The organism is Serratia sp. CY55921 (genome assembly GCF_052167655.1).
Taxonomy (GTDB): Bacteria; Pseudomonadota; Gammaproteobacteria; order Enterobacterales; family Enterobacteriaceae; genus Serratia; species Serratia ureilytica.
Genome location: NZ_JBJNMU010000001.1, coordinates 162,776 through 187,828, shown reverse-complemented (window position 1 = coordinate 187,828; position 25,053 = coordinate 162,776). Strand labels below are relative to the sequence as shown.

24 protein-coding genes are annotated in these 25,053 nt (G+C 58.2%); 5 read left to right on the top strand and 19 right to left on the bottom strand.

The window, feature by feature from the left end:
- Nucleotides 1-52: 52 nt before the first annotated feature.
- The 6 genes from nuoF to lrhA all read right to left on the bottom strand — a co-directional run bounded on the left by nuoF (nucleotide 53) and on the right by lrhA (nucleotide 6,622).
- Entirely contained in the window at nucleotides 53-1,399 is a 1,347-nt protein-coding gene (nuoF, locus tag ACJ8M3_RS00970; RefSeq protein ID WP_015378579.1) for an NADH-quinone oxidoreductase subunit NuoF, read from the bottom strand.
- Nucleotides 1,396-1,947, bottom strand: coding sequence for an NADH-quinone oxidoreductase subunit NuoE (nuoE, locus tag ACJ8M3_RS00965; RefSeq protein ID WP_069100276.1), 552 nt, complete (start codon nucleotides 1,945-1,947; stop codon nucleotides 1,396-1,398). Before nuoE ends, nuoF begins: the two co-directional genes overlap by 4 nt.
- Nucleotides 1,948-1,949: 2 nt before the next feature.
- On the bottom strand, nucleotides 1,950-3,746 hold the full coding sequence (gene nuoC / locus ACJ8M3_RS00960; RefSeq protein WP_033651942.1) for an NADH-quinone oxidoreductase subunit C/D: 1,797 nt from the start codon (nucleotides 3,744-3,746) through the stop codon (nucleotides 1,950-1,952).
- A gap of 96 nt (nucleotides 3,747-3,842) precedes the next feature.
- Complete coding sequence (locus tag ACJ8M3_RS00955) at nucleotides 3,843-4,517, bottom strand: NuoB/complex I 20 kDa subunit family protein (RefSeq protein WP_004936039.1); 675 nt, start codon at nucleotides 4,515-4,517, stop codon at nucleotides 3,843-3,845.
- A 15-nt stretch (nucleotides 4,518-4,532) separates the two neighbouring features.
- Nucleotides 4,533-4,970 carry an NADH-quinone oxidoreductase subunit NuoA gene (gene nuoA / locus ACJ8M3_RS00950; protein ID WP_004936040.1) on the bottom strand — a complete coding sequence of 146 codons (438 nt, stop codon included), beginning with the start codon at nucleotides 4,968-4,970 and terminating at the stop codon, nucleotides 4,533-4,535.
- Between the two features lie 707 nt (nucleotides 4,971-5,677).
- Entirely contained in the window at nucleotides 5,678-6,622 is a 945-nt protein-coding gene (gene lrhA, locus ACJ8M3_RS00945; protein WP_033643860.1) for a transcriptional regulator LrhA, read from the bottom strand.
- Between the two features lie 856 nt (nucleotides 6,623-7,478).
- On the opposite strand from lrhA, the gene ACJ8M3_RS00940 reads away from it, so the two are divergent.
- Both ACJ8M3_RS00940 and yfbR read left to right on the top strand, forming a co-directional pair.
- Nucleotides 7,479-8,693 (top strand): pyridoxal phosphate-dependent aminotransferase, encoded by a 1,215-nt coding sequence (locus ACJ8M3_RS00940; protein ID WP_019453720.1) that lies wholly within the window; start codon nucleotides 7,479-7,481, stop codon nucleotides 8,691-8,693.
- A 107-nt stretch (nucleotides 8,694-8,800) separates the two neighbouring features.
- The gene (yfbR, locus tag ACJ8M3_RS00935) at nucleotides 8,801-9,400 is read left to right on the top strand and encodes a 5'-deoxynucleotidase (protein ID WP_025303666.1); all 600 of its coding nucleotides are present in this window, start codon (nucleotides 8,801-8,803) and stop codon (nucleotides 9,398-9,400) included.
- Between the two features lie 26 nt (nucleotides 9,401-9,426).
- On the opposite strand, the gene ACJ8M3_RS00930 is transcribed toward yfbR, so the two are convergent.
- The 4 genes from ACJ8M3_RS00930 to yfbV form a co-directional block, all read right to left on the bottom strand.
- Entirely contained in the window at nucleotides 9,427-11,277 is a 1,851-nt protein-coding gene (locus ACJ8M3_RS00930; RefSeq protein WP_442514596.1) for an SLC13 family permease, read from the bottom strand.
- 79 nt (nucleotides 11,278-11,356) lie between these two features.
- Nucleotides 11,357-12,013 carry a sugar phosphatase gene (locus ACJ8M3_RS00925; protein ID WP_089197266.1) on the bottom strand — a complete coding sequence of 219 codons (657 nt, stop codon included), beginning with the start codon at nucleotides 12,011-12,013 and terminating at the stop codon, nucleotides 11,357-11,359.
- A 17-nt stretch (nucleotides 12,014-12,030) separates the two neighbouring features.
- A complete protein-coding gene (locus ACJ8M3_RS00920) occupies nucleotides 12,031-12,525 on the bottom strand; it encodes a YfbU family protein (RefSeq protein WP_033643864.1) in 495 nt (164 codons plus the stop codon).
- A 142-nt stretch (nucleotides 12,526-12,667) separates the two neighbouring features.
- Complete coding sequence (gene yfbV / locus ACJ8M3_RS00915) at nucleotides 12,668-13,123, bottom strand: terminus macrodomain insulation protein YfbV (protein WP_004936061.1); 456 nt, start codon at nucleotides 13,121-13,123, stop codon at nucleotides 12,668-12,670.
- A gap of 358 nt (nucleotides 13,124-13,481) precedes the next feature.
- Here yfbV and ackA point away from each other — a divergent pair, with 358 nt between their 5' ends.
- Together ackA and pta are read left to right on the top strand one after the other, a co-directional pair.
- A complete protein-coding gene (ackA, locus tag ACJ8M3_RS00910; RefSeq protein WP_004936063.1) occupies nucleotides 13,482-14,684 on the top strand; it encodes an acetate kinase in 1,203 nt (400 codons plus the stop codon).
- 74 nt (nucleotides 14,685-14,758) lie between these two features.
- Nucleotides 14,759-16,918 (top strand): phosphate acetyltransferase, encoded by a 2,160-nt coding sequence (gene pta, locus ACJ8M3_RS00905; protein ID WP_004936066.1) that lies wholly within the window; start codon nucleotides 14,759-14,761, stop codon nucleotides 16,916-16,918.
- Nucleotides 16,919-17,029: 111 nt separating this feature from the next.
- On the opposite strand, the gene ACJ8M3_RS00900 is transcribed toward pta, so the two are convergent.
- The 7 genes from ACJ8M3_RS00900 to ACJ8M3_RS00870 form a co-directional block, all read right to left on the bottom strand.
- Nucleotides 17,030-17,476: a hypothetical protein gene (locus ACJ8M3_RS00900; RefSeq protein ID WP_046687549.1), complete on the bottom strand. Its 447-nt coding sequence runs from the start codon at nucleotides 17,474-17,476 to the stop codon at nucleotides 17,030-17,032.
- Between the two features lie 89 nt (nucleotides 17,477-17,565).
- Nucleotides 17,566-18,036: a putative T6SS immunity periplasmic lipoprotein gene (locus ACJ8M3_RS00895; protein WP_229597901.1), complete on the bottom strand. Its 471-nt coding sequence runs from the start codon at nucleotides 18,034-18,036 to the stop codon at nucleotides 17,566-17,568.
- A gap of 223 nt (nucleotides 18,037-18,259) precedes the next feature.
- Nucleotides 18,260-19,219, bottom strand: coding sequence for a transketolase family protein (locus tag ACJ8M3_RS00890; protein ID WP_042785104.1), 960 nt, complete (start codon nucleotides 19,217-19,219; stop codon nucleotides 18,260-18,262).
- On the bottom strand, nucleotides 19,212-20,063 hold the full coding sequence (locus ACJ8M3_RS00885) for a transketolase (protein ID WP_180336639.1): 852 nt from the start codon (nucleotides 20,061-20,063) through the stop codon (nucleotides 19,212-19,214). The genes ACJ8M3_RS00890 and ACJ8M3_RS00885 overlap by 8 nt, the downstream gene beginning before the upstream one ends.
- 13 nt (nucleotides 20,064-20,076) lie before the next feature.
- Nucleotides 20,077-21,456, bottom strand: coding sequence for a PTS ascorbate transporter subunit IIC (locus ACJ8M3_RS00880; RefSeq protein WP_046687550.1), 1,380 nt, complete (start codon nucleotides 21,454-21,456; stop codon nucleotides 20,077-20,079).
- A 23-nt stretch (nucleotides 21,457-21,479) separates the two neighbouring features.
- Nucleotides 21,480-21,761 carry a PTS sugar transporter subunit IIB gene (locus tag ACJ8M3_RS00875; protein WP_025303676.1) on the bottom strand — a complete coding sequence of 94 codons (282 nt, stop codon included), beginning with the start codon at nucleotides 21,759-21,761 and terminating at the stop codon, nucleotides 21,480-21,482.
- A gap of 92 nt (nucleotides 21,762-21,853) precedes the next feature.
- Nucleotides 21,854-22,297, bottom strand: coding sequence for a PTS sugar transporter subunit IIA (locus ACJ8M3_RS00870; RefSeq protein ID WP_033643869.1), 444 nt, complete (start codon nucleotides 22,295-22,297; stop codon nucleotides 21,854-21,856).
- Between the two features lie 310 nt (nucleotides 22,298-22,607).
- Here ACJ8M3_RS00870 and ACJ8M3_RS00865 point away from each other — a divergent pair, with 310 nt between their 5' ends.
- Nucleotides 22,608-23,627, top strand: a complete 1,020-nt coding sequence (locus ACJ8M3_RS00865; protein ID WP_033651947.1) for a LacI family DNA-binding transcriptional regulator — start codon at nucleotides 22,608-22,610, stop codon at nucleotides 23,625-23,627.
- Between the two features lie 53 nt (nucleotides 23,628-23,680).
- Here the strand turns inward: ACJ8M3_RS00865 and yfcD are convergent, their stop codons facing one another.
- Together yfcD and yfcE are read right to left on the bottom strand one after the other, a co-directional pair.
- Nucleotides 23,681-24,226 (bottom strand): NUDIX hydrolase YfcD, encoded by a 546-nt coding sequence (gene yfcD, locus ACJ8M3_RS00860; protein ID WP_004936086.1) that lies wholly within the window; start codon nucleotides 24,224-24,226, stop codon nucleotides 23,681-23,683.
- A gap of 100 nt (nucleotides 24,227-24,326) precedes the next feature.
- On the bottom strand, nucleotides 24,327-24,878 hold the full coding sequence (yfcE, locus tag ACJ8M3_RS00855; RefSeq protein WP_033643871.1) for a phosphodiesterase: 552 nt from the start codon (nucleotides 24,876-24,878) through the stop codon (nucleotides 24,327-24,329).
- Nucleotides 24,879-25,053: the final 175 nt, after the last annotated feature.

Sequence of the window (25,053 nt, the reverse complement as noted above, 5' to 3'; positions counted from 1 at the left end):
GCCTTGCGGCAGGCGTTAATCAAAAATTCTGGCCGTGTTCGGGCGAGTCGGCTTACCAGCGTTGCTTCAGCAGATTGTTCGGCTGAATGCCGCCAATCGCATGCGCGTTGCCGAAGTGCTGCACGGCGATACCCGCCTCGAACTCTTCACGGAAATATTTAATCGCGCTTTGCAGTGGCTCTACGGCACCTGGCGCGTGGGCGCAGAAGGTTTTGCCCGGGCCGAGGGAACGGCACAGCTGTTCGAGGGTTTCGATATCCCCCGGCTGCCCTTCGCCGTTTTCCAACGCACGCAGGATCTTCACGCTCCACGGCAGGCCGTCGCGGCATGGCGTACACCAGCCGCAGGACTCGCGGGCAAAGAACTCTTCCAGGTTGCGCACCAGCGGCACCATGCCGATCTCGTGGTCTACCGCCATCGCCAACGCGGTGCCGAGACGGCTGCCGGCTTTGCCGATCGCGCCGTATTCCATCGGCAGATCGAGGTGATCGGCGGTCAGGAAGTCGGTGCCCGCGCCGCCCGGCTGCCAGGCTTTGAAACGCAGACCGTCGCGCATGCCGCCGGCGTAATCTTCCAGGATTTCACGCGCGGTGGTGCCGAACGGCAGCTCCCAGACGCCCGGATTTTTCACCCGGCCGGAGAAGCCCATCAGCTTGGTGCCTTTGTCTTCACTGCCGGAGATGCCGGTGTACCACTCCACGCCGTTCGCCAAAATGGCCGGCACGTTGCACAACGTTTCGACGTTGTTGACGCAGGTCGGCTTGCCCCAGACGCCGGCGCTGGCCGGGAATGGCGGCTTGGAACGCGGGTTGGCGCGGCGGCCTTCCAGCGAGTTGATCAGCGCGGTTTCTTCACCGCAGATGTAACGGCCGGCGCCGGTGTGGACGATCAGCTCGAAATCAAACCCGGTGCCGAGAATGTTCTTGCCCAGATAGCCAGCTTCGGTGGCTTCCGCGATGGCGCGACGCAGGTGCGCCGCCGCTTCGATGTACTCGCCGCGCAGGAAGATGTACCCGCGGTAGGCTTTCAGCGCGAACGCGGAGATCAGCATGCCTTCCACCAGCAGGTGCGGCAGCTGCTCCATCAGCAGGCGGTCTTTATAGGTGCCCGGCTCCATCTCATCGGCGTTACACAGCAGGTAACGGATGTTCATGGATTCGTCCTTCGGCATCAGGCTCCACTTCAAACCGGTGGAGAAGCCCGCGCCGCCGCGGCCCTTCAGCCCGGAATCTTTCACCAGGCCGACGATCTCGTCCGGGGCCAGGCCTTTGAGGGCCTTCTCTGCGCCGGCATAGCCGTTTTTGCTGCGGTATTCGTCCAGCCACAGCGGCTGCTTGTCATCACGCAGACGCCAGGTCAGCGGATGCGTTTCGGGAGTGCGTACAATGTGCTTGGTCATTGATACTGCTCCAGTAGCGTCTCGATATCTTCAGGCTTCAGCTGACTGTGCGTGTCGTCATCAATCATCATGGTCGGCCCTTTATCGCAGTTGCCCAGACAGCAGGTCGGCAGCAGCGTGAAGCGGCCATCAAAGGTGGTTTGACCCGGTTTGATGTTCAGCTTCTTCTCGATAGCGGCCTGAATGCCCTGGTAACCGGTGATGTGACAAACAACGCTGTCACAATAACGGATCACGTGACGTCCTACTGGCTGACGGAAAATCTGGCTGTAGAACGTGGCCACGCCTTCTACGTCGCTGGCGGGGATGCCCAGCACTTCCGCGATGGCGTAAATCGCACCGTCCGGAACCCAGCCGCGCTGCTTCTGCACAATTTTCAGTGCTTCGATGGAAGCGGCGCGCGGATCCTCGTAATGGTGCTTTTCGTGCTCGATCGCATCACGTTCTTGCGCGCTCAGTACAAATGCATCAACGCCGCTCTGAGGAGCGGCTGCATTGATGGGCTCGAGCGCATCGTTGACTGCGTGATTGTCTTTTTGATCATGCATAGTTAGCGGTCCACATCTGACATTACAAAATCGATACTACCCAGATAGACGATCAGGTCGGAAACCAGGCTGCCTCGGATGACCGATGGGATCTGCTGCAGGTGCGCAAAGCTCGGCGTACGTACCCGGGTGCGGTAGCTCATGGTGCTGCCGTCGCTGGTCAGGTAGTAGCTGTTGATCCCTTTGGTGGCTTCAATCATCTGGAATGATTCGTTGGCTGGCATCACCGGGCCCCAGGAAACCTGCAGGAAGTGGGTGATCAGCGTTTCAATGTGCTGCAGCGTGCGCTCTTTCGGCGGTGGCGTGGTCAGCGGGTGATCGGCCTTGAACGGGCCTTCCGGCATATTGTTCAGGCACTGTTCGAGGATGCGCAGGCTCTGGCGCAGCTCTTCCACCTTCAGCATCACGCGGGTGTAGCAGTCGCTGTTGCCGTCGCCGACCGGCACTTCGAAGTCGAAGTTCTCGTAGCCGGAGTACGGGCGCCATTTACGCACGTCGAACTCGACGCCGGTGGCGCGCAGACCGGCACCGGTCACGCCCCATTCCAGCGCTTCTTTGGCGTTATAAGACGCGACGCCGATGGAACGGCCTTTCAGAATGCTGTTCTTCAGCGCCGCTTTCACGTAGGAATCCAGACGCTTCGGCATCCATTCGAGGAATTCACGCAGCAGGCGATCCCAGCCGCGCGGCAGATCGTGCGCGACGCCGCCGATACGGAACCAGGCCGGGTGCATACGGAAGCCGGTGATCGCTTCCACCAGATCGTAGATCTTCTGGCGGTCGGTAAAGGCGAAGAACACCGGGGTCATCGCGCCGACGTCCTGAATGAAGGTGGAGATGTACAGCAGGTGGCTGTTGATGCGGAACAGTTCGGACAGCATCACGCGAATGGTGTCAACGCGCTCCGGCACCTTGATGCCGGCCAGCTTTTCAACCGCCAGCACGTAAGGCATTTCGTTCACGCAGCCGCCGAGGTATTCGATGCGGTCGGTGTACGGAATGTAGCTGTGCCAGGATTGACGCTCGCCCATCTTCTCGGCGCCGCGGTGGTGATAACCGATATCCGGCACGCAGTCGACGATCTCTTCGCCGTCCAGCTGCAGAATGATGCGGAACGCACCGTGCGCAGACGGGTGGTTCGGGCCGAGGTTGAGGAACATGAAGTCTTCGTTCTCGGTGCCGCGCTTCATGCCCCAGTCTTCCGGTTTGAAGGTCAGCGCTTCCATCTCCAGATCTTCTTTCTGCTTGGTCAACACGAAAGGATCGAATTCGGTGGCGCGCGCCGGGTAGTCCTTGCGCAGCGGGTGCCCTTCCCAGGTCTGCGGCATCATGATGCGCGACAGGTGCGGGTGGCCGTCGAAGGTGATGCCGAACATTTCCCAGGTCTCGCGCTCATACCAGTTGGCGTTTGGGAACACCTTGGTGGCCGTCGGCACGTGCAGGTCTTTTTCAGACAGCGCCACCTTCAGCATGATGTCGCGGTTGCGCTCGATGGAAATCAGATGGTAGAAAACGGAGAAATCCGCAGCGGGCAGGCCGTCGCGGTGGGTGCGAAGACGTTCGTCCACGCCATGCAGATCGAACAGCATGACATACGGCTTCGGCTGTTTTCTCAGGAACGTCATTACTTCCAGTAACTGGTCAGGTTTAACCCATACCACGGGCATGCCGGTGCGGGTGGCCTGAACAGTAAAGGCTTCCGGCCCAAAACGGTTGCGCAGTTCGCCGATCACCGGGTCGTCAAGGTGATCTCGGGTCTGCCAGGCAGGCAAGGCGTCGTGCGTCGTCAAATCTGTCATAATTTTTTTTCACCACACTAAAGGGTTATTCGCCGCAAGTTTCACTTTTCGCTGTGTTAACCAATAGCGCACTAAGATGGACGTTAAATGAACGTCTTAAATCTCGTCAGGCGTCCGGAGGTTGGTCACCGCGATGCGCTCGCCGTGTTTACGCTCTCTTTCAGACTGCATATTGGCGCGGTAAACGCCCTGATCGCCGACAACCCACGACAGTGGGCGACGTTCTTTGCCGATGGATTCCTGCAGCAGCATCAGCGCTTGCATGTAGGCTTCCGGACGCGGTGGGCAGCCGGGAATGTACACGTCGACCGGCAGGAACTTGTCCACGCCCTGCACCACGGAATAGATGTCGTACATGCCGCCGGAGTTGGCGCAAGCGCCCATCGAGATCACCCACTTGGGCTCCAGCATCTGCTCGTACAGACGTTGGATGACCGGGGCCATCTTGGTGAAGCAGGTGCCGGCCACCACCATCAGGTCAGCCTGACGCGGGGAGGCGCGCAACACTTCCGCACCGAAACGCGCCACGTCGTGAACGGCGGTAAACGACGTCACCATCTCCACGTAACAGCACGAAAGGCCGAAGTTATACGGCCAAATAGAGTTTTTACGCCCCCAGTTCACCATGTCATGCAGCGCATGCTCGAGTTTACCCATGTAAACCGTGCGGTGGACCTGTTGTTCCAGGGGATCGGCGACGATCTCCTGTTTTTGCAGGGGATAACGGTCGTTCTCACCGTTCGGGTCTATGCGGGTGAGCGTATAGTCCATCTTAATGCCTCGCTGTTACTGCGGATGACTGTTGGTGTTAGTGATCGTGCTCGGTTTGCTGCGGCGTTGGGAACGCGCCGGAGTCCAATCCAACGCGCCGATGCGCACCAGATAAACCAGACCGGCCAATAGCACCAAAATGAAAATGGCGGCTTCGATAAAGCCTACCCAGCCGCTCTCGCGAATCGAGACCGACCAGGCATACAGGTATAAGGCTTCAACGTCGAAAATAACGAAGAACATGGCCACCAGGTAGAACTTGGCGGACAAACGCATGCGCGCCGTGCCGACCGAGTCGATGCCTGATTCAAACGGGGTGTGTTTGGCGCGCGCCCGGGCTCTCCCGCCCAAGAAGAACGCGCCCAGCAGCATTAAGCCGCAGAGCCCGATAGCCACAACGAGAAATACGGCGAGCGCCCAGTGATGAGCGATAACTTCAGTGGTTGTTGACATACTCTATGCTTACTCATCAAAAGTGGCGTCGATCGCACTGCTCTTGTCACCGGCAGTTAGTGCGCCACATCGATTTAAGGGAAGGATAAATAACCACACAAACAAACTGCTTTTACAGCGAGTTAGGCAGCGTTTTTCTGTGGGCTTTTTACTCCTTTCTATAACCTTTTGTCAACTTTGACAAAAGTATCTACACACTAGTTTACATACGTATCATTTGATTAACATTTGATGCGCCAGGGACAGGCTAAATCGTGTCAGTTAATTTTTGTGTAGAAACAGATAGATATAAACCAACATGCACATTTCAGTTTTACTATACCATTGTCTCAGGAATTCCCTGTTCTTCCACTCACTACCTAGGGGTATTTTTTTGATCCAGGACACGTTTTCAGCATAAATCCTCAAAAAAAGTGTGGCCCTTTAACAATTTTCCTCAAATTGAGCCGCAAAAACGGCCGCTATAAGCTAACAAAATAACCCTGCTATTACCATGCCTTTAACCCATTCAATCTTATTGCTCAAAAAACGAACTTAGCGTATTAAACCCGGCCAAACTCTCTTTTCAGTAACGCTTAAAAGTTAACAAAACATCCAACTCAATTAAAAAAACAAACCAAACACATATAAATACAATTTTAGGTAAAAAAAGGACAAAAAAAACCTCCGCCGAAGCAGAGGTTTTCATCAGATATCGCGCCGCAGCGTTATTCTTCTTCGTCCACCAGGCTGGCGTCATCCTGATCGCTCTGGAGACCGCCTTCCGCGCCGTTGAAGCCATAGCCGTCATTGCCGCCCTGCATCGCGCTAAAGATGGCCATCGCCAGCTCGTTGCTGCACTGCGCGTTTTTGCACAGCGCATACTGGGTATCCGGCAACGGCGGCAAACCTTCCGCCGCGCCCAGCACCCGCAGGTCAGGGCTCATCATCTCGATCGGCCGCGCGGTCACGCCCAGGCCGGCCTTGCAAGCCGCCCGCACCGCGGACAGCGTGGAAGCGACGTAGGCGATGCGCCACGGGATGCCGGCTTCGTCCAACTGCTTGATCGCCAGCGAACGGAACGGGCTTGGCTCGTCCATCACCACCAGCGGGATCGGCTCGCCGGCCTGGTAATGGTAATCGGCGGCGCAGTACCACAACGTCGGCGACGTGCGCAGCACGATGTGCGGATGCCCTTCGGGATCGGCCGTGGTCACCGCCAGATCGATCTCGCCCTCCTCCAGCAGATCGACCATCGTCGTGCTGCGCTTCACGCGCACGTCAATAGCCAGCTTCGGATAGATGGCGGTTACGCGGTTCAGCAGGAAAGGCAGAATGGTATCGGCGGTGTCGTCGGAAGCGCCGATGGTCAGAACACCTTTAATATTGTTGTACATCAGAGAGGTACAGGCTTCATCGTTAAAGCGCAGGATTTTTCTGGCATAACCGAGAAGCTGAATACCATGCTCAGTCAGAAGTTTGTTGCGCCCATGGCGGGCAAACAGTTCTTTGCCGACCAGTTGCTCTAATCGCTGCATTTGTTGGCTGACGGCTGATTGAGTACGGCAAACGGCGACAGCCGCCGCTGCGAAAGTATTCAAATCAGCAACCGCAACAAAGGTTCTTAGCAGATCGAGGTCGAGATTAAGTATCGGACGATTTGCAGTTGTCATAGTGTATTCTTCACTTTTTTAAATTCTAATTTACGAACTACTACCCTGGTGTGTTTCTCAGACGCCGTTGAAAAAGGACGGAGCCTGTTATGACAGTACCCCACTCATAAGTGGAGGGCAAAAAAATTACTTATGATTCGTTACCTCTATCGCTTTTTGAAATGCGATCTATCGATGCTGCTTATAGAACGCGGGGGACTAAATGCCGGCATACGGGGAAAACCCCCACCGGGCCTGAGATTTTACTCATTCATACTGCCTAATTTCCACTCCATTCGTGCTACTGATAACCCTTATCAACTGGCGTTCAGACTGCATTTACGAGCAAGAAATATAAATAATTAACGGCACCGACTTCGTGTCACCACGCAATGAATTTAATAAATTCAATCAGTAAGATTTTTACTTTAAATAATATTCTCATAACCACATAAACAATGCTTAAGATAAAATATAAAGTAAAGCTTATGTAAATATGCCATTTTTCTTAGTGTGGTGTGTCATCTGACAACCCGCTATCAGACAACTCCGGTATTATCGTTCCTTTACAGTTACTGAAAACCATTCTCCCTTACGGCTTATCAGTTCTCCACACCCAAGCGCTGACGCCAGCGCGTCGCGTTGAACGACGCTCGATTTCACAGAACAAAACCCTAGTAAAATTATAGTTCATGAAATTATGAACCACAAAATAACTTTACCTTTGCTTATCATAACTAAAATCCCCCGTTACGACATGCATTTGCACCAAAGGCGTGCAAAACCCTTCAAAAGCAACTACGCCAGGAGTACATTGGGCGGGTTGCGGCGTCCCACGGTAGGAGCGCCCCTATCCCAGCAAAAGGCTCAACTTTTTATGTCCCCCATTGAGAAATCCAGCAAACTGGACAACGTCTGCTATGACATTCGCGGCCCGGTGCTTAAAGAAGCTAAACGTCTTGAAGAAGAAGGCAATAAAGTCCTGAAACTGAACATCGGCAACCCTGCCCCGTTCGGCTTCGACGCCCCGGACGAAATCCTGGTCGACGTGATCCGCAATCTGCCCACGGCGCAAGGCTACTCCGATTCCAAAGGCCTCTTCTCGGCGCGTAAAGCGATCATGCAGCACTATCAGGCGCGCAACATGCGTGACGTGACCGTTGAGGATATCTACATTGGCAACGGCGTCTCCGAGCTGATCGTTCAGTCCATGCAGGCGCTGCTCAACAGCGGCGACGAAATGCTGGTGCCGGCGCCGGACTATCCGCTGTGGACCGCCGCAGTGTCGCTGTCCGGCGGCAAGGCCGTACATTACCTGTGCGATGAGCAGGCCGGCTGGTTCCCGGATCTGGACGACATCATCAGCAAGATCACCCCGCGCACCCGCGGCATCGTGATCATCAACCCGAACAACCCGACCGGTGCGGTCTACAGCAAAGCGCTGCTTGAGCAGATCGTCGAGATCGCCCGTCAACACAACCTGATCATCTTCGCCGACGAGATCTACGACAAGATCCTGTACGACGAAGCAGAGCACCACTCGATCGCCGCGCTGGCGCCGGATCTGCTGACCGTGACCTTCAACGGCCTGTCGAAGACCTACCGCGTGGCGGGTTTCCGCCAGGGCTGGATGGTGCTGAACGGGCCGAAAAAGCACGCCAAAGGCTATATCGAAGGGCTGGAGATGCTGGCTTCGATGCGCCTGTGCGCCAACGTGCCAATGCAGCACGCGATTCAGACCGCGCTGGGCGGTTATCAGAGCATCAGCGAATTCATTCAGCCCGGCGGCCGCCTGTACGAACAGCGCAACCGCACCTGGGAATTGCTCAACGACATCCCGGGCGTCTCTTGCGTGAAGCCGCAGGGCGCGTTGTACATGTTCCCGCGCATCGATGCCAAACGCTTCAACATCCATGACGACCAGAAGCTGGTGCTGGATCTGTTGCTGCAGGAAAAAGTGCTGCTGGTGCAGGGCTCCGCGTTCAACTGGCCTTACCCCGATCACGTGCGCATCGTCACCCTGCCGCGCGTAGACGAACTGGAAATGGCGGTCGGCAAGCTGGGCCGCTTCCTGGAAGGCTATCACCAATAATCATCAGGGGCGCAGCGCCTCGCTGCGCCCTTCCCTCACAGCCCGGTTGCAAAATTCGCCGACACTGCTTCACAATGGGGCCCTCACTTGCCGTTAAAGAGAGCACCATGAGTCAGAGCCATTTCTTCGCCCATCTGTCCCGCCTGAAACTGATCAACCGCTGGCCGCTGATGCGCAACGTGCGCACCGAGAACGTCTCCGAACACAGTCTGCAGGTGGCCTTTGTCGCCCACGCGTTGGCGGTGATCAAGAACCGCAAATTCAACGGCAACCTCAACGCCGACCGCGTTGCGCTGTTGGCGATGTACCATGACGCCAGCGAAGTGATCACCGGCGACATGCCGACGCCGATCAAATACTACAATCCGCAGATCGCCCATGAGTACAAGAAGATCGAAAAGATCGCCCAGCAAAAGCTGCTGGACATGATCCCGGCGGAGCTGCGCAACGATTTTCGCACCATTCTCGATGAGCATTATTACAGCGAAGATGAAAAGCAGGTGGTAAAGCAGGCGGACGCATTATGCGCCTACCTGAAATGCCTGGAGGAGCTGTCTGCCGGCAACAACGAATTTACCCTGGCCAAGGCGCGGCTGGATAAAACCCTGGAACAGCGCCGCAGCCCGGAAATGGACTACTTCATGGACGTGTTCATTCCCAGTTTCAGCCTGTCATTGGATGAAATCAGCCTCGACAGCTCGCTGTAACCCCCCGGCGCAGCCTCGCTGCGCCGCTAAAAGCCGTAGAGCCACGGCACCACAATCACGCTGACCGCCATCACCAACAGGGTGAACGGCACGCCGAGACGCACGAAATCGCCGAACTTGTAATTGCCCGGCCCCAGCACCAGCGTGTTGACCGGTGAAGAGACCGGTGTCATAAAGGCGGCGGACGCGGCGATGGCGATAATCATCGCGAACGGGTATGGCGAGACGCCCATTTCGCGCGCGGCGGCAATGGCGATCGGCGCCATCAGCACCGCCGTCGCGGTATTGGAAATAAACAGGCCAATGGTGGCGCACAAGACGAACAGGCACAGCAGCATCACGCGCGGCCCCGCGCCGCCGGCGACGTCCATCAGCCCGCGGACGATCAGATCCACGCCGCCGGTCTTTTGCAGCGCCTGCGCGAACGGCATCATGCCGACGATCAAAATGATGCTCGGCCAATGGATCGACTTATAGGCGCTCTCCATGTCGATACAACGGAACTTGCCCATCAGCAGGCAGGCGATCAGCGCCGCGATCGGGTTGGGGATTTCGTCGGTCAGCATCATCGCCACCATCAGCGCCAGGCAAAACAGCGCGTGCGGCGCCTGCGTGATGGCCGGTGCCACTTCGTCCACTTCAGCCGGCAGGTTGAGCACGATAAAGTCGTGGGTTTTGGCCTGTAGTTGACGGATCGCCTTCCAGTCGCCGATCACCAGCAAAATGTCGCCCAGCTCCAGCGATTCGTCCACCAGCTTGCCGCCCAGCGTCTCGCCGTGGCGGCGGATGCCCACCACGTTCAGATCGTAGCGGCTGCGGAACGCCGCTTCGCGCAGGCTTTTGCCCAGCAGCGCCGAGTCCGGGATCAGCGACACTTCGGCCATGCCGACGTTGCGCGACTGTTCAGAGAAGTAATCACCGCGCAGCACCATCGGCTCCAGCCGCTGCTCGCCGCAGAATTCGCGCAGATCGACCTGGCTGTCCGACATGTCGATCAAGAGGACGTCGCCCTCGCACAGCTCGGTGCTGCCGGAGGCGCTGACCATCACCCGCCGAAAGCGTTTCCAGCGCTCGATGCCCACCACGTTGGCGCCATAGCGCGCACGCAGGTGCAGTTCATCCAGCGAACGCCCGATCAGTGGCGAAGCGCTGCGGACAGCCAGCCGCCGCGCGCGCCCGGTCAGCTTGTAGTCGCGGATCAAATCGCGGAAGGTGCGGCGCTGCCAGTCATCGCCGGCTTTGCCCGTGTCGCCGCTGCCCAGCCAACGCCGGGCGATCAGCATGTAGCCGACGCCCATCGCCAACACCACCAGACCAATGGGCGTCACGCTGAAGAAACCGAAACCATGGATGCCTTCACGCACCAGTTCGCTGTTGACCACCATGTTGGGCGGCGTGGCCACCAGCGTCATCATGCCGCTGATAAGCCCAGCGAAGCTGAGCGGCATCATCAACCGCCCCGGCGCGATCTTCATTCTGGCCGTCACGCTGAGCACCACCGGGATAAAGATCGCCACCACGCCGGTCGAGCTCATGAACGCGCCCAGCCCGGCGACCGTCACCATCAGCAGCATCAACATTTTGGTTTCGCTGCTGCCGGCCACTTTCACCAACCAGTCCCCCACCTGATAGGCCACGCCGGTGCGCACCAACCCTTCGCCGATCACGAACAGCGCGGCGATCAAAATCACGTTGGGATCGCTGAAACCGACCGTCGCCTCCTGCAGGCTGAGCGTGCCGCTCAGCACGAAGGCGATGATCACCAACAGCGCCACCACATCCATGCGCAGCTTGTTGGTGGTAAACAGCACGATGGCAATCAGCAGTAAACTCAGCACCCACAGTAATTCGCTGTTCAAAACGGCCTCATCCGGCAAATGTCCAAGGGTCTAAAAAATAGCATAAAAAAACCCCGCCGAAGCGGGGTCTAATCAATTAGGGTGAAGATAATGCCGCTCAGGCCAGCCGACGAACGATCGCGCCCTGCGCCGTTTTATCGACAGCGATCTGCGCCAGCGAATCCAGCCGCAGGTCGACCTGCTCCAGCTTCGGCGCATCCGCCGGCGCGTTGACCGCGATCACCTGACAGCCCGCCGCCAGGCCGGAGAGGATGCCGGCCGGCGCGTCTTCAACCACCACGCACTCGTGCGGCGCCAGCCCCAGACGTTCGGCGCCCAGCAGGTAGGCATCGGGCTGAGGCTTGCCGTGTTTAACCTGCTCGGCGGTGATGAACACCGCCGGCTGCGGCAAACCGCCGGCCTGGCGGCGAGCGCCGGCCACCGGCACCGAACCGGAGGTGACGATCGCCCAAGGGATGCCGAGCGCGTTCAGGCGCTCCAACAACGCGATGGCGCCCGGCAGCGCGCGAACGCCTTCGGTATCCTGCGCTTCCACCTGCTCCAGCAGTTGGAACTCGCGCTGAATTTCCGCTTCGCTTTCACCCGGCATAAAGTGGCGCAGAGAAGTAATGGCCTGTTTACCGTGAATGAAGTCCAGCACCGCTTGCGGATCGACGCCGCGACGCTCGGCCCAGTGCGTCCAGGCGCGCTCTACCGCCGGCAGCGAATCCACCAGGGTGCCATCAAGATCGAACAGAAAACCCTTACACTCCACAGAAAACCTCTTTTTAATCAAGCATTGATGATTTGCGCTATCTCAACGGCGCTCAAGTGATACTGGCGCGGGCAGGCCAGCCAGATCGCCAGCATACGCTGGTATTTTTCCCACATTTTGGTCTGGGCGTTGAAACCGTGGCTGCCGGAATCGAAGTGAGTATAGCGCCCCTCGGTGTTGACCAGGAAACGCACATAGCTCAGGTAGCGCGCCTCGGTGGCGGCGTCGAAGCCGAGAAACGCCAGGCGGCGCTCGTCCAGCCCCTGTTTCTCTTTCAGATTGCCCCAGGAAACCTGCAGCGCATGGTGCATCTCCATCACGTTGATGATGGTGCGGCATACCTCTTCGCTCAGTTCACCAAAGTCACGATCCAGCTCGCGCATTTGCAAGCCGAAGCCGCGTTCGACGATGGTTTGCAACCGGCGATAACGATCGCTGTTGTCCGGATCGAGTAGCGTCATCATCTTGTACTGATTCGACAGGATCAGGCGCTGGGCATGGGTCATTTCCATCAGGATTTCCTCATTTCTGTATGATGGCGGGAGCATCGCACAGCGCAAGAACGCAGGAAATCACAACTCGACCGTTCTTTGATTTAAACCGGGGTTATTGGCGCTTTGACGAGAAAGGCCGCATCAGCGCGGCCTTTTTCATTTACAGATCGTCGAGGAAGGTTTTATCCAACTGCTTGAAGGCGCGCTTAAGCAGATCGGCCAACGTCTGATAGGTGGGCGTGCCCTCGAGCGGCGCCACCGCCTGCCCGGCTTCCGTCAGCTTGTTGCGCACCTCATGGAACCATTGCAGCAGCGTCGGCGGCAGCGGCGTAACAGAACGGCGCCCCAGCCACCACAAGCCCTGCATCGGCAGGCTGCAGGCGAACAGCGCGGTGGCGATCGCCGGGCCGAGCTGGCCGCCCAGCGCGATCTGCCAGGTCAGCGTGAAAATCGCCAACGGCGGCATGAAACGGATAGCGAAACGGGTGGCACGCGCAACGCGGTTCTCCGGAAAGACCGGTGCCAGACGTTTGTCTGACGGCCAGGTTTTCATATAATGCTGCCCGCGCTGGAAGACCTGAAACCAGCTTACGGAACCGGACGGTTTGCTCGTCATTGCGTACCTCAACGTCACGTAAAGAAACTAAAAGCGTGCTGCCAGAGCCCATACTAAAAAATTTGAAGCTTTAAATTTATTTTGTGTTTGCACCGGGCTATCGGTATCCTAAGCCGGCCTTGTGGCCGGTAGAAGATGACGTAAATTTTGTCAACTTTTAGCCCTATAAAAATCAAGATTATTTAAACCGCAGAGAAATCATCGGTTTTTCCATCATCCTGTGATTTGTGCACTTCACATGATGTTAATCATAAATGTCATCGGCACTATGCGCTACGCTTGTTGTCTGATTGACGATTAATTCACCACGTGTGTTCGATTTTCTTTTAACAACACGACTATTTAAGTAGGTACTTCCATGTCGAGTAAGCTAGTACTGGTTCTTAACTGCGGCAGTTCTTCTCTGAAATTCGCCATCATCGATGCCGTTAACGGCGACGAATTCCTCTCCGGTTTGGCCGAGTGTTTCCACCTGCCTGAAGCTCGCATCAAGTGGAAAATGGACGGCGCCAAACACGAAGCTGCCCTGGGGGCCGGCGCTGCACACAGCGAAGCGCTGAACTTCATTGTTAATACTATTCTGGCACAAAAACCAGAGCTTTCTGCGCAGCTGACCGCTATCGGCCACCGCATCGTGCACGGCGGCGAGAAGTTTACCGCTTCCGCCGTGATCAACGACGAAGTTCTGCAGGGTATCAAAGATTCCGTGCCGTTTGCACCACTGCACAACCCGGCTCACCTGATCGGCATCGCGGAAGCGCTGAAATCCTTCCCTCACTTGGCTGACAAGAACGTTGCCGTGTTCGACACCGCGTTCCACCAGACCATGCCGGAAGAATCTTACCTGTACGCCCTGCCGTACAGCCTGTACCGCGACCACGGCGTTCGCCGTTACGGCGCACACGGCACCAGCCACTTCTACGTGACTCAAGAAGCCGCGAAGATGCTGAACAAGCCGGTAGAAGAAGTGAACGTGATCACTTGCCACCTGGGCAACGGCGGCTCCGTCACCGCAGTGCGCAACGGCCAGTGCGTTGACACCTCCATGGGTCTGACCCCGCTGGAAGGCCTGGTAATGGGCACCCGCAGCGGTGACATCGATCCGGCTATCATCTTCCACCTGCACGATTCTCTGGGCATGAGCGTTGATCAGATCAACAAGATGCTGACCAAAGAATCCGGCCTGCTGGGCCTGACCGAAGTCACCAGCGACTGCCGTTACGTTGAAGACAACTACGACAGCAAAGCCGACGCCAAACGCGCCATGGACGTGTTCTGCCACCGTCTGGCCAAATACGTCGGCGCCTACAGCGCGCTGATGGAAGGCCGTCTGGACGCGGTGATCTTCACCGGCGGCATCGGCGAGAACGCCGGCATGGTGCGTGAGCTGACCCTGAACAAACTGGGCCTGCTGGGCTTCGAAATCGACCACGACCGCAACATGGCCGCTCGCTTCGGCAAATCCGGCGCCATCACCAAAGACGGCAGCCGCCTGGCGCTGGTGATCCCGACCAACGAAGAGTTGGTCATCGCGCAGGACGCATCCCGCCTGACCGCGTAATGCTCTCAAAACACCGTCAGCCCAGGCTGACGGTGTTGTTTTAGCCTCATGTTAATCGTGAAGAGGACTATTCTGTGTCACGTACTATTATGTTGATCCCCACCGGCACCAGCGTCGGCCTGACCAGCGTCAGCCTGGGTGTCATCCGCTCCATGGAGCAAAAAGGCGTTCGTCTGAGCGTGTTCAAACCTATCGCTCAACCGCGCACCGGCGACAACGCACTCGACCAGACCACCACCATCATCCGCAGCAACTCCACCATTCCGGCGGCCGAACCGCTGCGCATGGACTACGTTGAGGGCCTGCTGAGCTCCAACCAGCAAGACGTGCTGATGGAAGAGATCGTGGCGCGCTACCACGAGAACACCAAAGACGCGGAAGTGGTGCTGATCGAAGGCCTGGTGCCGACCCGCAAGCATCAGTTCGCCAACGCGCTGAACTACGAGATCGCCAAAACCCTGAACGCCGAGATCGTCTTCGTGCTGGCGCTGGGCAACGACTCCCCGGCGCAGCTGAAAGAGCGCATCGAACTGGCGCGCACCAGCTTCGGCGGCAGCAAGAACAAAAACATCACCGGCGTTATCATCAACAAGCTGAACGCGCCGGTCGACGATCAGGGCCGCACCCGTCCTGACCTGTCCGAAATCTTCGACGACTCCACCAAGGCCAGCATCGCCCACGTCGATCCTGCGCAGCTGTTCGCCAACAGCCCGCTGCCGGTTCTGGGCTGCGTGCCGTGGAGCTTCGATCTGATCGCCACCCGCGCCATCGACATGGCTCGCCACCTGAAGGCCCGCGTGGTCAACGAAGGCGACATCATGACCCGCCGCGTGAAGTCCGTGACCTTCTGTGCGCGCAGCATCCCGCACATGCTGGAACACTTCCGCCCTGGCTCCCTGCTGGTGACCTCCGCAGACCGTCCTGACGTACTGGTCTCCGCCTGCCTGGCGGCGATGAACGGCGTGGAAATCGGCGCCATCCTGCTGACCGGCGGCTACGCCATCGACGAGCCGATCAAGAAGCTGTGCGAACGCGCCTTCCAGACCGGCCTGCCGGTGTTCATGGTCGACACCAACACCTGGCAGACCTCGCTGAGCCTGCAGAGCTTCAACCTCGAAGTGCCGGCGGACGACCACCAGCGCATCGAGAAAGTGCAGAACTACGTGGCCAGCCACATCAGCACCGAGTGGATCGATTCGCTGACCGCCACCTCCGAGCGTTCACGCCGCCTGTCTCCACCGGCGTTCCGTTACGAGCTGACCGAGCTGGCGCGTAAAGCCGGCAAGCGCATCGTGCTGCCGGAAGGCGATGAGCCGCGCACCGTGAAAGCGGCGGCCATCTGCGCCGAACGCGGCATCGCGGAATGCGTGCTGCTCGGCAACCCGGACGAGATCCAGCGCGTCGCGGCGGCGCAAGGCGTTGAGCTGGGCAAAGGCATCGAAATCGTCGATCCGGTCGCCGTGCGTGAAAACTACGTGCCGCGTCTGGTTGAACTGCGTAAGAGCAAGGGCATGACCGAAGTGGTCGCGCGCGAGCAGCTGGAAGACAACGTGGTGCTCGGCACCCTGATGCTGGAACAAGGCGAAGTCGACGGCCTGGTCTCCGGTGCGGTTCACACCACCGCCAACACCATCCGTCCGCCGTTGCAGCTGATCAAAACCGCACCGGGCAGCTCGCTGGTCTCCTCCGTGTTCTTCATGCTGCTGCCTGACCAGGTACTGGTCTACGGCGACTGCGCGATCAACCCGGATCCGACCGCCGAGCAGCTGTCTGAAATCGCCATCCAGTCTGCGGATTCCGCCGCGGCCTTCGGCATCGAGCCGCGCGTTGCGATGATCTCCTACTCCACCGGCAACTCCGGTGCGGGCAGCGACGTAGAGAAAGTGCGCGAAGCGACCCGTCTGGCGCAGGAAAAACGCCCGGATTTGATCATCGACGGCCCGCTGCAGTACGACGCCGCCATCATGGCCGACGTTGCCAAGTCCAAGGCGCCGAACTCACCGGTGGCCGGCCAGGCGACCGTGTTCATCTTCCCGGATTTGAACACCGGCAACACCACCTACAAAGCGGTACAGCGCTCCGCTGACCTGGTTTCCATCGGCCCGATGCTGCAAGGCATGCGCAAGCCGGTGAACGACCTGTCGCGCGGCGCACTGGTTGACGATATCGTCTACACCGTCGCGCTGACGGCGATCCAGTCTTCCCAGGCTGACGCTGCCGCCGCCAAGGCGTAATAAACCGTTAAAAAAAGCCAGTCAGGTAATCCTGACTGGCTTTTTTATGCCTGATATTCTTGGTGATGATGCTGTTTTAGACAATACCCGCCAAATCCGCAGCACCCACCATCATCGCCAGGCGCTGACGCCCCGTGCAGAAAAATCAATGGTAGGCATGATGGGGATTTGGCTGTTCGTGGCATAGAAAAATGCCGAATTCGTAAAGGAATACACCTTCCCGGAAAAATTGATGGTGACGCGGTTGCCCTCGCCGCGGATAGTTGCATCAGCCCGATCCGCCGTCAAAATTGGCGCGCTTTGACTCAGCACGTTGATAGGGTCGCCATCCAGGCTTCCGTTCAAATAGTAACGATACACATCCGTGTCGGTGGCCCCCGCATTCTGGTACTCGGTGACATAGAGCCAAATCTCGTCGGTCAACTGCTTTTTGCTGTAGAGCTTATCGTCATAAGTATCGCGGGTGGCATACCAATACCCCGCAAAGCCAACGACAATAACCAACAAAACCGTCGTCAATAGCCGATGAGCCCATTTAGTAACCATGCCGAGTTGCATAATCAATTCCTTCTCAAGCGTTATACCAATCACCCCGCTTCACACACATTGCTGCCCCAGTCATCTCATTCATCCCTTCTCTGGCTTTATTACTTCGCGCTGGCAATAACCTGCGAAATCTGGCCGTCACTGATTTTCAGCGAGAAACTGCGCTGCCAGAAACGTTTGGAATCTGCATCCTGAGGATCTACGGTACTGATTGCCACGGTATATGGCACATTGCTCTCAAATGCCTTGAACGAGTATGGGATACATTGGCCGGGCGTAATCGTCTCAACGGGCTTCGGCGGTAGAATGGTCCTACGCCAGAGTTCATGCGTTTGGCTACCCAACCGGTGTTCAATAGCGATACTGACCAGACTGACCCTGCCACTCTGTGTTGGGTCGGTTTGCGGTAAAGAGAAACAGAGATCATTTCCCCTCAGCGTAATATCCGCAGTGTAAAAACGTTGCTTTTCAAGCATACAGCCACTGAGCAACATCATCATGATGAGCGTAGAACGGGATAGCGTGATCTCGCCTAGCGTCAGCCTTCTGAACGAGCCTCTTGCTGTTATCATTATTCACTCCATGAATATAACTAATTGTATTTATTATACTATTTTTATTATCTCTTTTTACCTAAGCATTGGCCATCTATTATCCATTAAAAACAAAAAGCCCCCTAAGGGGCTTCTCAGTTGATAACGCGTGAGTCATGACTCAGATACTGGGCAGGAAGCTATGTGCTTTGTCCAGAGCACCAGACCTCATTCGTTACAGCAGTTGTTATTGACTCGAGAACTATTTTTGCAGCAGCTGCCCGGCAGCCTCCAGAATGTGCTCGGCGGTCAGGCCGTACTCCTGCTGTAAAAACGCCTGGGTGCCCACCTGGCCGTAACGCTCCTTCACCCCCACGCGCCGCATCGGCGTCGGGCATTCCTCCGCCAATACCTCCGCCACCGCCGACCCCAGCCCGTTATGAATGCTGTGGTTTTCACAGGTGACGATGCGTCCGGTCTTGGCCGCGTAGGTTTTGATCAGTTCACGGTCAATAGGCTTGAGGGTGAACATATCGATCACCGCCGCGCTGACGCCCTGCCGCGCCAGCATCTCCGCCGCCTTCAGCGCCTCCGCCACCATGATGCCGTTGGCGATCAACGTGATATCGTCGCCGTCGCGCAGCAGGTTGCCCTTGCCGATGGTAAAGCGCGAGCCGTCCTGGTAGATGCGCGTCGCCTGCTTGCGGATGGTGCGCACCCAGTAGAAGCCGCGCAGATCCATCAGCTGGCGCAGAATGTCGGCGAACATGGTGGCGTCGGTCACTTCCAGCACCACCGAGTGCGCCAGCCCGCGCACGATGCCCATATCCTCGAACGACATGTGGGTGCCGCCGTTGTGGCAGGCGCTCACCCCGGCGTCGGAAGCGATCACCTTGACGTTGTTGCGCTGATAATCCAGCGACATGAACAGCTGATCGAAACAGCGGCGGCTGGCGAAGGCGGTAAAGGTGTGCACGAACGGCACCCGGCCGGTCAGCGACAGCCCGGCGGCGACGCCGATCACGTTAGCCTCCATGATGCCGCAGTTAATCACGTGCTGCGGGTGATCCTTATGCACGCCGTCCATCGCCATGGAGCTCATCAGATCCGCCTCCAGCGCGATGATCGGCGCGCCCGCTTCAATCTGCCGCCGCACCGCGCCGGCATAGACTTTGCGCATTTCGACGGCGTCGTTTTCCAACTGCGTCACTACGTTAAACATGGGCGGCCTCCAGTTCGGCGATGGCTTTTTCAATCTCCTGCTGCACGTCCGGCGTCAGGCGCAGGTGGTGTGAGTTCGACAGGTTTTCCAAATAGGTCACCCCCTGTCCCTTGATGCTGTCGAGCACGATCGCCAGCGGCCGCTGTTCTCCGCCGCGCGCCGGCCTCACCGCCGCCAGCAGCGCCGCAATGTCGTCGCCCTTGATGGTCTGCACCTCAAAGCCGAAAGCGCGGAACTTGGCGGCCAGATCGAACGGTTGGATCACCTCGTCCAGCGCGCCGTCCAGCTGCTGTTTGTTGTAATCGATAAACAGCGTCAGGTTGTTCAGATTGTGGTGGGCGATAAACTGGAACGCCTCCCAGCACTGCCCTTCGTTCAGTTCACCGTCGCCGAGGATGCTGAACACCCGATTGCGGCGCCCCGCCAGCCGATGGGACAGCGCCATGCCGGCGGCGATCGACACACCCTGCCCCAGCGAGCCGGTAGTGGCGTCCACGCCGCGCGTGCGCAGCCGGTCCGGATGGCTCGGCAGGCGCGTGCCGTTCTGATTGAGGGTTTGCAACTCCGCCAGCGGGAAGTAGCCCTTGATCGCCAGCGTGCTGTACAGCGCCGGGCCGGCGTGCCCCTTCGACAGCACGAAGTCATCGCGCTCCGGCCAGTCCGGATCCGCCGGATCGATGCGCATCACGCCGCCGTACAATACCGCCAGCGTCTCGACCACCGACATACAGCCGCCGTAGTGGCCAAACCCCAGCCCGGTCAACGCCTTCAATGTTTCCAGGCGGATGGCGCGCGCCAGGGCGCGCAGCTCTTCAATTTCCATTTCGCTCGTTGTGTCGTTCATCACTCTGCCCTCGTTATTTCTCGACGCGGTCAGCGGCCGGCGCGCCTTTGCGTTTTCCCAGGAAGTTATGCGCCACCAGCAGCGCAAACACGGCGACAATCGCCAGCATGATCATCTCCTTCGACATAAAGCGCGCCATGTTGCCCAGCAGGATGCCGATCGCGCCGAAGTCGGCGTCGGAGAAGGTGGTGTTGGCAAAGCCCAGCGCCCCCAGTACCGGCAACAGCAGCACCGGCAGGAAGGTGATCAGCAGACCATTGGCGAAAGCGCCCAGCATCGCACCGCGCCGCCCGCCGGTGGCGTTGCCGAACACCCCGGCGGTAGCGCCGGTGAAGAAATGCGGCACTACGCCGGGCAGGATCAACACCATCTTCAGTTGCCCCAGCAGGAACAGCCCGGCCAACCCGCCGAGGAAGCTGAACAGGAAGCCGATCAGCACCGCGTTGGGGGCATAGGGGTAAACCACCGGGCAATCCAGCGCCGGCCGCGCGTTAGGCACCAGTTTTTCCGAGAAGCCGGTGAACGCCGGCACGATCTCTGCCAGAATCAAGCGCACGCCCTGCAGGATAATGAATACCCCGGCGGCGAAGGTGATAGCCTGGATAATCGAATACACCAGGTAGTTCTGGCCGCCGCTGAGCTCGCTTTCCACATAGGCCCGCCCGGCGCAGATCGCCAGGATCAGGTAGATGACAATCATGGTCATCGAGATCGAAATGGAGCTGTCGCGCAGGAAACTGAGGTTTTTCGGCAGGTTCATCTCTTCGGTCGAGCGCGAGTTTTTCCCCACTCTCGAGCCGATCCAACCGGACAGCACATAGCCCAGGGTGCCGAAGTGGCCGAAGGCGATATCGTCGTTGCCGGTGATGCGGCGCATATAGCGTTGGGCGATCGCCGGGAAGAACGCCATCACCAGCCCCAGGGTCAGCGCGCCGGTGAACACCAGCTGTACGCCCTCGAAGCCCGCCACCGTCAGGATGATGCCGATCATGCAGGCCATGTAGAAGGTGTGGTGGCCGGTGAGGAAGATGTATTTCAATCGGGTAAAGCGCGCCACCACGATATTCGCCACCATGCCGAACGCCATGATCAGCGCGGTGGAAGCACCGTATTTCTCCAACGCGATGGAGACGATGGCTTCGTTATTCGGAATGATGCCCTGAATATTAAACGCGTGTTCGAACATGCCGCCCAGCGGATTGAGCGACCCGACCAATACCGTGGCGCCGCCGCCCAAAACGATAAAGCCGAGAATGGTTTTTACCGTGCCTTTCACCACGTCGGAAAATGATTTCTTTTGCGCCAGCAAACCGATCAGCGCAATAAGCCCGACCAGTACCGAAGGCACCTTTAATATATCCACCACAAACTTAAGCGTTTCCTGGATAAACATATCCACCTCGCCAATCGTTTTATTCAGATGATTGAGTGGGCTTCGAAGTAAGCGCGCAGCTTGGCTTCCAGCTCATTAATGTCGATGATGTTGCTGATCACCACCAGCTGCTCGGCCGGTACGCTGGCGCTGTCGGCGATGTCTTTCGCCATCACGAACACGTCGGCGGCGCCGGGAGTGGCGGACGACAGATCGGAGTGTTCGACCTCGGCCTCCACCCCCATCTTTTTCAGCACCTTTTTAATGTTCATTTCCACCATAAAGCTGCTGCCGAGGCCTGAACCGCAAATCGCCATGATTTTCATGATATCCACCTGTTGAATTTAGCGTGTAGGGTAGCGCCGCCGGGAATATTCCCGGCGTTATGGGCATTAATAATGTTCCTGGTGATTAAACGTTAATAGCGGGCGATAATATCCTCAATTTGCCGTTTATCTGTGGCGTGAAATAACGCCTCCATCGCCGTGTTATCGGAAAATAATTCCGCCAACTGCGAAATCATTTCAATGTGACTGTTGCCGTCGGGTGCGGAAAGCATCACCACCACCTGAACCGGATCGTTATCCGCAGAATGAAAATTCACGCCCTGGTGGATCTTCAACAGCGACAGCCCCAGCGCGTTGGCGCCCTGCTCCGGCCGCGCGTGCGGCATGGCGATGCCCGGCGCCAGGACGAAGTAGGGGCCAAGCTGCTCCTGCTGATGAAAGATGGCCGTCAGGTAATTCGGCGTAATCACGCCGCGTTGCAGCAGCGGTTGCGCGCTCAGCGTTACCGCCTGGCGCCAGTCCTCCACCCGTTCGCACAGCTGTATATGATCGGCGGTCAGCCATTCTTTCAGCACGTTACCCTCCCAAGCGTTGATGGTTTCGGCCGGTGATTAATTCACCGACGACGGTAAAACTTTAATCAACCCCTCTCGGCTGCACAGTGATTGGCATCACAAAGATAGCGCTACCAAAGCGCTATCATGCAGAACTGTGATAGCGCTATCAAAACGCCATGCCGCGGCGCGGCGTTAACCACAATTTTTTCTCGCTCTTCCGGGTTACGGGGTAGAATGTGCCGCATACTGGGATCGTCGAAGCCGCGCCGTCGGCTTCCCACCATCACAATCTTTATGCGCCGCGCGCGCATTTCAGTCGGGATTAGGCATGTCGATCGGTAAAAAACGCCGCAGCACAGGCAGGGTGACGTTGGCTGACGTAGCGCAGCTGGCGGGCGTCGGCACCATGACGGTGTCGCGCGCGCTGCGCACGCCGGAACAGGTTTCGGACAAACTGCGCGAGAAGATAGACGCGGCGGTAAACGAGCTGGGCTATCTGCCCAACCTGGCCGCCAGCTCGCTGGCCTCGGCCTCGTCCTACACCATCGCCATGGTGGTGCCCAGCCTGTCCGAATCCGGCTGCGCCGAGATGTTCGCCGGCCTGCAGAAAGTGCTGCAGCCCGCCGGCTATCACATCATGCTGGCGGAGTCGCAGCACCACCTGGAACGCGAGGAGAAACTGCTGGAGACGCTGCTCTCTTACAACCTGGCGGCGGCGGTGCTGCTCAGCGTCGAGCATTCGCAAAATGCCCGCAACGCGTTGATCGCCGCCAACATTCCGGTGGTGGAGATCGGCGCCGTACGCGCCGATCCGATCGACATGAGCATCGGCATCGATTACGTGGCGGCCATGTATCAGCTGACGCAAACGGTGATCGCCAGCGGTTACCAGAATATCGGGCTGCTGTGCGCCAATCAGGAGCAGTGGATTTTCCAGCAGCACCTGCAGGGCTGGCACAAGGCGCTGCTGCGCAACCATATGTCGCCGCATCGGGTCATCAACGCCGCGCAGCCCGCCAGCTTCAGCACCGGCGCGCAGCAGCTGCCGGAATTTTTGCTGGCCTGGCCGGAGCTGGACGCGCTGGTGTGCGCGTCGGACGAACTGGCGGGCGGCGTGCTGTATGAATGCCAGCGGCGGCGCATCAAGGTGCCGGATAATCTGGCGGTGGTGGGCTTCGGCAACAGCGAGTTCAGCCGGGTGTGCCAGCCGCCGCTGACCACCATGACCATTCCGCATCGCGATATCGGCATTCAGGCCGGCCAGGCGCTGCTGGCGCGGCTGAACGAGCATCCCTGGCAGCCGCCAGGCTCCCTGCCCGCCACGCTGTGCCGCCGCGACAGCTGCTGAATCCGCCCGTAAAAAAAGCCGGTCGATGACCGGCTTTTCCATGCGCAGGCGGCTCAGTGATTGTCGAGCGGCTTGCCGTAATCCTGTTCATTGTTGCGCGTCAGCCACAGCGACAGCGCCTTCAGCGAATCCGGGGTAAACTCGTCGCAGCGGGCGGTGATCTCTTCCGGCGTCAGCCAGCACACCTCGGCCACTTCTTCTTCCTGCAGCGCGAACGGCCCGTGCGATACGCAGCTGAACAGCGCCCCCCACACCCGGCACTGCTCTTCCTCGAAGTAGAACAGACCGTGCTCGGCGAAAGGCACGCCGGCGATGCCCAGCTCCTCTTCCGCCTCGCGGCGCGCCGAATCCAGCACGTTTTCACCGCTTTGCACTACGCCGCCCGCCGTCGCGTCCAGCCAGCCCGGGTAGAAGTCCTTGATCTCGGTGCGACGCTGCACCAGAATTTTTCCCATCCCATCATGCACCACAATATAGGTAGCACGATGACGCAGCCGCTCCGCCCGCATCTGTTGACGACTGGATTGAGCAATCACCTCGTTTTGCTCGTCGACGATATCAACCCACTCGGTATCTGCAGCCTGACCCTGTTCCGCCATCCTCTAAAACCTTCTATTTTGGCGCGATGCAATCCCGCGCGCTGGTTAATCAATGAGTGTTTTTCAAAGATTTTTATTGTGTGTGTATAAATTAGTGCGTTTAGCGTGTTAACGCCACCTCCGCGACGACCTTGCCGTCGTCGAGCGTCAGCACGCGCAAAGTGCCGCTTTCCAACATGCCGTAGCTGGCGGGAAAGCCCCCTTTCGGGATGCTGACCGAGCCCGGATTGAAGCAATAGATCTCACCCTGCCGCTCCGCCTGCGGCAGATGCGTATGGCCATAGGCCAAGACGTCACCGCAGGATAACGGCGGCAGTGCCGAGGGATGATAAAGGTGACCGTGGGTCAAAAACAATCGTCTTTTTTGCAGTAAAACCTGTTGCCAGGGCGCCTCGATGGGAAACGTCAGCAGCATCTGATCGACCTCGCTGTCGCAATTGCCGCGAACGGCGATGATCTTGTCGCTATAGCGATTCAATCGTTCGGCAACCTGAGCGGGCTGATACCCGGCGGGCAGCGCGTTGCGCGGGCCGTGATTCAGCAAATCACCCAGAAGAATCAACCAGTCGGCGCCGTGTTGTGCGAACAATTCCAGCACGCGTTCGGTAGCCGGCAGCGAACCGTGGATATCCGAGGCGAACATCAGCTTCATAACCTTGTCCTATAGAGGGAAATAAGCGCCATTTTACCGCGCCGGCGCCGTGCGGCAAACCGCCGCCCGCCCCGGTGGAGAATTGTGATCCAACTGCGCAGATAGCATCGGACGAATCCCACATAGCCTGCTATCCTTAGCTGCTATTGTTGGATCTCTGATATACCTTTGTGCG

What these genes read in the sequence shown, in the direction of transcription:
- ACJ8M3_RS00955 (WP_004936039.1), bottom strand. Translation starts at nt 4,517, where the DNA reads ATGGACTATACGCTCACCCGCATAGACCCGAACGGTGAGAACGACCGT.
- nuoA (WP_004936040.1), bottom strand. Translation starts at nt 4,970, where the DNA reads ATGTCAACAACCACTGAAGTTATCGCTCATCACTGGGCGCTCGCCGTA.
- ACJ8M3_RS00900 (WP_046687549.1), bottom strand. Translation starts at nt 17,476, where the DNA reads ATGCAACTCGGCATGGTTACTAAATGGGCTCATCGGCTATTGACGACG.
- lrhA (WP_033643860.1), bottom strand. Translation starts at nt 6,622, where the DNA reads ATGACAACTGCAAATCGTCCGATACTTAATCTCGACCTCGATCTGCTA.
- yfbV (WP_004936061.1), bottom strand. Translation starts at nt 13,123, where the DNA reads ATGACGAGCAAACCGTCCGGTTCCGTAAGCTGGTTTCAGGTCTTCCAG.
- yfcD (WP_004936086.1), bottom strand. Translation starts at nt 24,226, where the DNA reads ATGGCGGAACAGGGTCAGGCTGCAGATACCGAGTGGGTTGATATCGTC.
- yfcE (WP_033643871.1), bottom strand. Translation starts at nt 24,878, where the DNA reads ATGAAGCTGATGTTCGCCTCGGATATCCACGGTTCGCTGCCGGCTACC.
- ACJ8M3_RS00920 (WP_033643864.1), bottom strand. Translation starts at nt 12,525, where the DNA reads ATGGAAATGACCCATGCCCAGCGCCTGATCCTGTCGAATCAGTACAAG.
- ACJ8M3_RS00895 (WP_229597901.1), bottom strand. Translation starts at nt 18,036, where the DNA reads ATGATAACAGCAAGAGGCTCGTTCAGAAGGCTGACGCTAGGCGAGATC.
- ACJ8M3_RS00875 (WP_025303676.1), bottom strand. Translation starts at nt 21,761, where the DNA reads ATGAAAATCATGGCGATTTGCGGTTCAGGCCTCGGCAGCAGCTTTATG.
- nuoC (WP_033651942.1), bottom strand. Translation starts at nt 3,746, where the DNA reads ATGACAGATTTGACGACGCACGACGCCTTGCCTGCCTGGCAGACCCGA.
- nuoE (WP_069100276.1), bottom strand. Translation starts at nt 1,947, where the DNA reads ATGCATGATCAAAAAGACAATCACGCAGTCAACGATGCGCTCGAGCCC.
- nuoF (WP_015378579.1), bottom strand. Translation starts at nt 1,399, where the DNA reads ATGACCAAGCACATTGTACGCACTCCCGAAACGCATCCGCTGACCTGG.
- yfbR (WP_025303666.1), top strand. Translation starts at nt 8,801, where the DNA reads ATGAGTCAGAGCCATTTCTTCGCCCATCTGTCCCGCCTGAAACTGATC.
- ACJ8M3_RS00940 (WP_019453720.1), top strand. Translation starts at nt 7,479, where the DNA reads ATGTCCCCCATTGAGAAATCCAGCAAACTGGACAACGTCTGCTATGAC.
- ACJ8M3_RS00890 (WP_042785104.1), bottom strand. Translation starts at nt 19,219, where the DNA reads ATGTTTAACGTAGTGACGCAGTTGGAAAACGACGCCGTCGAAATGCGC.
- ACJ8M3_RS00865 (WP_033651947.1), top strand. Translation starts at nt 22,608, where the DNA reads ATGTCGATCGGTAAAAAACGCCGCAGCACAGGCAGGGTGACGTTGGCT.
- ackA (WP_004936063.1), top strand. Translation starts at nt 13,482, where the DNA reads ATGTCGAGTAAGCTAGTACTGGTTCTTAACTGCGGCAGTTCTTCTCTG.
- ACJ8M3_RS00885 (WP_180336639.1), bottom strand. Translation starts at nt 20,063, where the DNA reads ATGAACGACACAACGAGCGAAATGGAAATTGAAGAGCTGCGCGCCCTG.
- ACJ8M3_RS00880 (WP_046687550.1), bottom strand. Translation starts at nt 21,456, where the DNA reads ATGTTTATCCAGGAAACGCTTAAGTTTGTGGTGGATATATTAAAGGTG.